The organism is Magnetococcales bacterium (assembly GCA_015231755.1).
Classification (GTDB): domain Bacteria; phylum Pseudomonadota; class Magnetococcia; order Magnetococcales; family Magnetaquicoccaceae; genus Magnetaquiglobus.
The window spans coordinates 3,926-9,344 of sequence record JADGAZ010000037.1 but is presented as its reverse complement, the minus strand read 5'-3'; the positions used below and the strand labels follow the sequence as shown (position 1 = coordinate 9,344).

4 protein-coding genes are annotated in these 5,419 nt (G+C 60.0%); 2 read left to right on the top strand and 2 right to left on the bottom strand.

What is annotated here, in order from left to right; genetic code table 11:
* Both HQL98_16045 and HQL98_16040 read right to left on the bottom strand, forming a co-directional pair.
* On the bottom strand, positions 1-946 hold a 946-nt coding region (locus HQL98_16045), incomplete at its 3' end, for a glycosyltransferase family 2 protein (GenBank protein ID MBF0273556.1).
* The gene (locus HQL98_16040) at positions 925-2,064 is read right to left on the bottom strand and encodes a hypothetical protein (protein MBF0273555.1); all 1,140 of its coding nucleotides are present in this window, start codon (positions 2,062-2,064) and stop codon (positions 925-927) included. The genes HQL98_16040 and HQL98_16045, both read right to left, overlap by 22 nt.
* Positions 2,065-2,199: 135 nt before the next feature.
* Here HQL98_16040 and HQL98_16035 point away from each other — a divergent pair, with 135 nt between their 5' ends.
* Together HQL98_16035 and HQL98_16030 are read left to right on the top strand one after the other, a co-directional pair.
* A complete protein-coding gene (locus tag HQL98_16035; protein MBF0273554.1) occupies positions 2,200-3,255 on the top strand; it encodes a response regulator in 1,056 nt (351 codons plus the stop codon).
* A gap of 157 nt (positions 3,256-3,412) precedes the next feature.
* A complete protein-coding gene (locus HQL98_16030) occupies positions 3,413-5,356 on the top strand; it encodes an HAD-IA family hydrolase (GenBank protein ID MBF0273553.1) in 1,944 nt (647 codons plus the stop codon).
* Positions 5,357-5,419 lie beyond the last annotated feature (63 nt).

The window sequence follows — 5,419 nt, the reverse complement described above, 5'->3', positions numbered from 1 at the left end:
GTGATGATTCCCATGACCCGACTGTTGCACGAGATTCTGCTGGCCCACCCCGCCGCTTCAGCCGCTCCATCGCCTGCGGATCCAACCCCTCCTGCTGCCCGAACGCCCGAAACAGTCCCAGCCAGAGCCGCATATCTTCCAACGACTCCTCGCCCGACGGCCACTCCGACACAGTCAACCCCCGCACCGCGGCGATCCGCTCCCCATTCCAGTCATACCCGGGACACAACCCCCGACAACGACCCCGGGCAATCTCCAAAGCCATCCCCTGCTGACGCTGAAAATGCACCGCGCTCACCCGCCCCTCGTGACGACGACAACAAACCAACGGCTCGGCAAGATTCCCTCCCCGGGTCCGGGTCAACAACCGGCCCCACAGGTCGAAATCCTGCCCGAAACGCCAGGATTCGTCATACGGACAGGCCAAGGCCAACTCACGGGCGAACATCACGGAGGTATGAAAAAAGGGATTGGTACACAGCAGTTGCCAGCGAATCTCCGCATGCTCCACGGGTTGGACCCGAGGCTTTGGCTCGGGATTGCCCTGCGCGTCCACCCACCAAGCCGCAGTGCCCAGCACCCCCACCTCGGGATATGAATCCAGATACGCCAACTGCCGTTCCAGCCGTTCGGGCAACGACCAGTCGTCCGCGTCCTGACGGGCGATCCATGGGCCACGGGCCAGCCGGATGCCTTTGTTCAAGGATCGGGTCAGCCCCAGATTGCTGTCGTTGCGCACCACCCGGATCCGGGGATCCCGGCAGGCCCACTCCGCCAGCATGGCAGGCGTGGCGTCGGTGGAGGCGTCATCGATCAGCAGAAATTCAAAATCGGTGAAACTCTGCCGGTGAATGGCCGCGATGGCCTGCTCCAGATAGGCTCCGCCGTTGAAAACACTGGTCAGTACCGTGACCCGAGGGGCGCTCATGCCCGGAAGGTCTTCCATCCGGGCAGATCCAGTTCCGCCGTTTCGACGATCATGGCAATCGCCCAGGTCAAAAGACAGGTGCCATGCAGATCCCCTTCGTCCAGACCACGGGAGATGAGCGCGCCATAATACCCGGTCTGCGCCCGGCCCGGCATGTAAGCAAATCCCCGGTCCGAAGTGCGATGGGTACGGATCAACGCCAAAACCTCCAACAGTCGCGCCCGAATCTCCCCGCGACGATGATCCGTCTGCCGCAGACAGCGATGCACCACATACACCCAATCCACCACATGACACCCCGCCGGGGGTGGTCCCTGCAATAAACAGGTGTCGATCAACCGTTCCGGCTGATGAATCGGCTCGTCGAGCCACTCCAGGGCATTGAGCACCTTCATGGCTCCGTTGATCAACTGCCCCCGGGGGGGAACTCCGGCAGCACGGAAATAGCCCCCGGTTTCCGGATCCAGCAACCCCTTCAAAAACCCGATCATGCTCTCCCGCAAAGCGGGAGCCTCCACCCCGGCCAGCAACGCCCCCTGGGTCTGGATGAAAACCGCCAGCCAGGCACTCTTGGCCCCCGCCGACCAGGGACGACTCCAATCCAGCGACCGCAAACGGGCCAGCAACGCTTTCTGCCGACAGGGAAAGCCCCCAAAAGGACGCCTCGGGGAAACTCCGGACCATGCCAAGGTGGCGATGGCCTGCTTGGTTTCCGCCAGCATGGCATCCTCCCGGGGCGGCAACGCGGACCAGCCCCGCTGGTAACGCCGCAACCGCTCCCGCCAGGTATTGCGGGTCTCCGGCAACGCGGCCAACAATCCGGGATCCACGAACATCCCGTCCAACCCCTCCCCAAGGGACATCACCGCCCCCGAATCCACCTGAAACGAACGGATATATCCCATCCACGCCAACCGTTCCGATTCGTCCAACCCCTCCCAACCCCCTGTGGCGTCCAGAATCTTTTTGGCAAAACAACTGAACCCCAATCCGGCCTCCCGTCCGGCCCGCACCGCCCCATCCCGACACGGCAGATAACGTCCCGGTTGCCCGTCCAGCCGCAATTCGGACACGAACCCCCACAACTCTTCCCGCAGAGGCTTCAACCAATCCAATCCAACGGCATCCCTGCTCATCAGAACCGCTCCTCACCCCCCAAATCAGCCGTAAAAAACTTGAACCGAGGTCTTGCAATCGATATAGTGGATCAAAGAATCATTTCCGTAGTGCTCCGTGATCCTTTTGGTGCCGTCTCCAGGTGATGTTATACCATGTCCATAACCATTGATTCCAGCCTGGATGCCGAACGCCATCAAGCCCACATCCTCATTGTGGACGACCAAAAACTCAACCTGATCGTACTCAAAAGCCTGTTGAAGCAACACGGCTTCGCCAATGTGGTCACCCTGGACGATCCCCGTCAGGTGGAAGAACTGTGGATCCAGCAACGGTTCGACCTGATGTTGTTGGATCTGGAAATGCCCTTTTTGACCGGCATCGAGGTCATGCGGGTGCTGGAACGAATTGGCCGTGATCCCTATCTGCCCATTCTGGTGATCACCGCCAATACCGAAGAGACCATCCGTCTGGAAGCGTTGGCCCATGGCGCCCAGGATTTTCTCAACAAGCCGTTCAACCCCTCCGAAGTGATCTCCCGCATCCGCAACATGCTGACGGTACGCCTGCTGTACAAACGCATGGAAGAAAAAATCAAAGAACGCACCCGTCAACTGCACGAAACCCGACTGGAAGTGATCCGTTGCCTGGGTCGCGCCGCCGAATACCGGGATAACGAAACCGGACAACACGTGATTCGCATCGGACAATTTTCCGCCCACATCGCCCGTCGACTGGGGTTGTCCGAGTCCCATTGCGATCTGATCATGCATGCCACCCCCATGCACGATGTGGGCAAAATCGGCATCCCGGACAATATTCTCCTCAAGCCGAGCCGCCTGGAACCCCATGAGTTCGATATCATCAAAACCCATGCCACCATCGGCGGCAACATTCTTTCCGGCTATCGGGATGAACCCCTGGTCACCGCCCACAAGATCGCCCTGACCCACCACGAAAAATGGAATGGCACAGGCTATCCCAGCGGTTTGGCCGGAGAACAAATCCCCATCGAAAGCCGCATCTGCGCCGCCGCCGATGTGTTCGACGCCCTGACCTCCTGGCGTCCCTACAAAAAACCCTGGTCCGTCCAGGATGCCGTGGATCTGATCACCCGGGAACGGGGGGCCCATTTTGACCCCGACGTGGTGGATGCGCTGCTGGCGGGCATGGATGAAATCATGATCATCAAGAATTCAATCTGTGATTGATCTCTCATTTCATCACAATTGAAAAAAAAGAGAGGGTCTGGAGGATTCCCCCTGGGGTTTTGTTTTTGACCTTGCCTCTCCAACACAATATTTTATGATTCTTGATCACATCAAAACCATCCGAACCGTATCCATTCACACCCCATCGGAATGCCCCATGACCATGCCCCTCGCCCCATCCAAACGACTCCTCGCGCAACGTCTGCTGCTGCCGACAGAGTGTGAGGCCATTCTCTGGGACATGGATGGTGTCCTCATCGACTCGTTGGGCCTGGACATCCGCATCTGCAATCAACTGCTGGCAACCCATTTCGGCACCGGCATCCACCTGAGCGAAGCGTTCATCCGTTCCATTTTCGCCCTGCACCCCCCGGCTTTCTGGCAGAAGATCTTCGAGCATCTGGAAGAACTGCACGGACTGATATGCCCTCCGGCAATCCGTGAAGAGATCCTGGAATACTACGAAACCGCCCGCACCGAAACCGCTTTCGAACTGCTGCCCGGCATCCCGGAAATTTTGCAGGCCGCCCGGCTGCACGGTCTGCGCATGGCGGTGGTCTCCAACAATGCCACCCGGGATGTGCATGCCATTCTGGAACGGTCGGGCATCCATCAGGCGGTGGATCTGGTGATCGGCAACGACCTGGAGGGCTTCCAAAAAAAACCGGCTCCGGATGGCTATCTCCACGCGGCCCGACAACTGGGGGTCGAACCGGCCCGGTGCCTGGTGGTGGAAGACTCCCTGTTGGGACTGGAGGCGGGATTCCGCGCCGGATGCCACACCGTGGCCGTGACCACCGGCGGCACCCCCTTCGATACCCTGACCGGTTGCGGCATGGCCAGTCAGGTGTATGCGGCCTTCACCCCGCTGCAGATCTCCATCCAGACCGGCGATATTCGCAAGAAACAGATCCTCACCCCCAACGATTTCGTCAGCCACATGGTGGAGCATATCGCCTGGCGTCTGGGCATGGGGATCCGGTTGGAATGGAACAACGATCAATGGACCGACCTGGGCCGCCTGCTGGGTGCCCATCTGGGACAAATGCCCCGTCACAAAGACCACGCCGCCGCCTTGGGCATGATCGACGACGGCAGCGCGGAAATCGTCATCGACCTGCACACCCCCCATCCCGAAGCCGAATTCATCCGGGGCGCCGGCGTGGATGCGGAGTGGTTCTTGGGTCTGCGCTGCGAACAGGCCTCTTCCGGTCGCCCCATGTGGGAACTGATGACCGGACTCGCCCAAGGACTGAAAGCCCGTATCGGCGTGCGCCTATGCTCGGCGGAAGATCCCCATCACGCCTGGGAAGGGATCTTCCGCACCCTGGGCATCACCTTGAATCGTATGCTCCATCCCCTGCCCCCGCCCCTTCCCCACGCCGAATCCCGTGCCACGCCATCCACACGGGAGGCCCGTTTCACCATCGAAGAGACGGATCTCACCCGTTGCAAAGCCGTGCGCATCACCGCTGAAAGCGCGTTGACCGTGATCGTTGATTTTTCCCGGGCGTCGGATCACGCTTTTGTCTTCGACGTGGCCGACTCCATCGCCGTGGGCAGCCTGCCCGATCTGCTCACCCGACTGGCGGATCAGGCCGGCTTCTCCCTGCGGGTGGAGTGCCACGCCCTGGCGTTGAGTTCCAGCCATGTGGTGCTGGAAGATACCGGACTGGTGCTGGGGCGGGTGCTGTTGGAGATCCTCAAGGCACGCATGGTGGAAACCGGTGTCAACGGAGCCGGCAGCAGCGTTCAGAACCCGGAAGACCTGAATGCCCCGGTACGGGTCGGCGTCAGCGTCGAAGGACGCAAGTTTCTCTGTCTGGTGCCCCTCAACGACTCCCGCGACGCCCTGCGGCAACGGTTTCTGGTGGGACAGGACGTGCTGCACGGCATCCGCTCCGAAGACCTCGACGACTTCCTGGATGGCTTGGTGGGGGGTCTGACCGCCTCGGTGGTGGTCCATTTCCAATCGATCCCGGAACCGGAATCTGGCTGGACCCAAATCTTCCACCACCTCGGCACCGCCCTGCGGGAAACCTTCGCGATCAACCCCCAACGCAAAGGCATGCCCCCGGGGGTCAAGGCTACCTTGTTGTAAAAAAGACAAAAAAGACAAAAAAGACAAAAAAGACAAAAAAGACAAAAAAGACAAAAAAGACAA

Coding starts and splice junctions, on each gene's coding strand:
- HQL98_16040 (MBF0273555.1), bottom strand. CDS start 2,064: ATGAGCAGGGATGCCGTTGGATTGGATTGGTTGAAGCCTCTGCGGGAA.
- HQL98_16030 (MBF0273553.1), top strand. CDS start 3,413: ATGACCATGCCCCTCGCCCCATCCAAACGACTCCTCGCGCAACGTCTG.
- HQL98_16035 (MBF0273554.1), top strand. CDS start 2,200: ATGTCCATAACCATTGATTCCAGCCTGGATGCCGAACGCCATCAAGCC.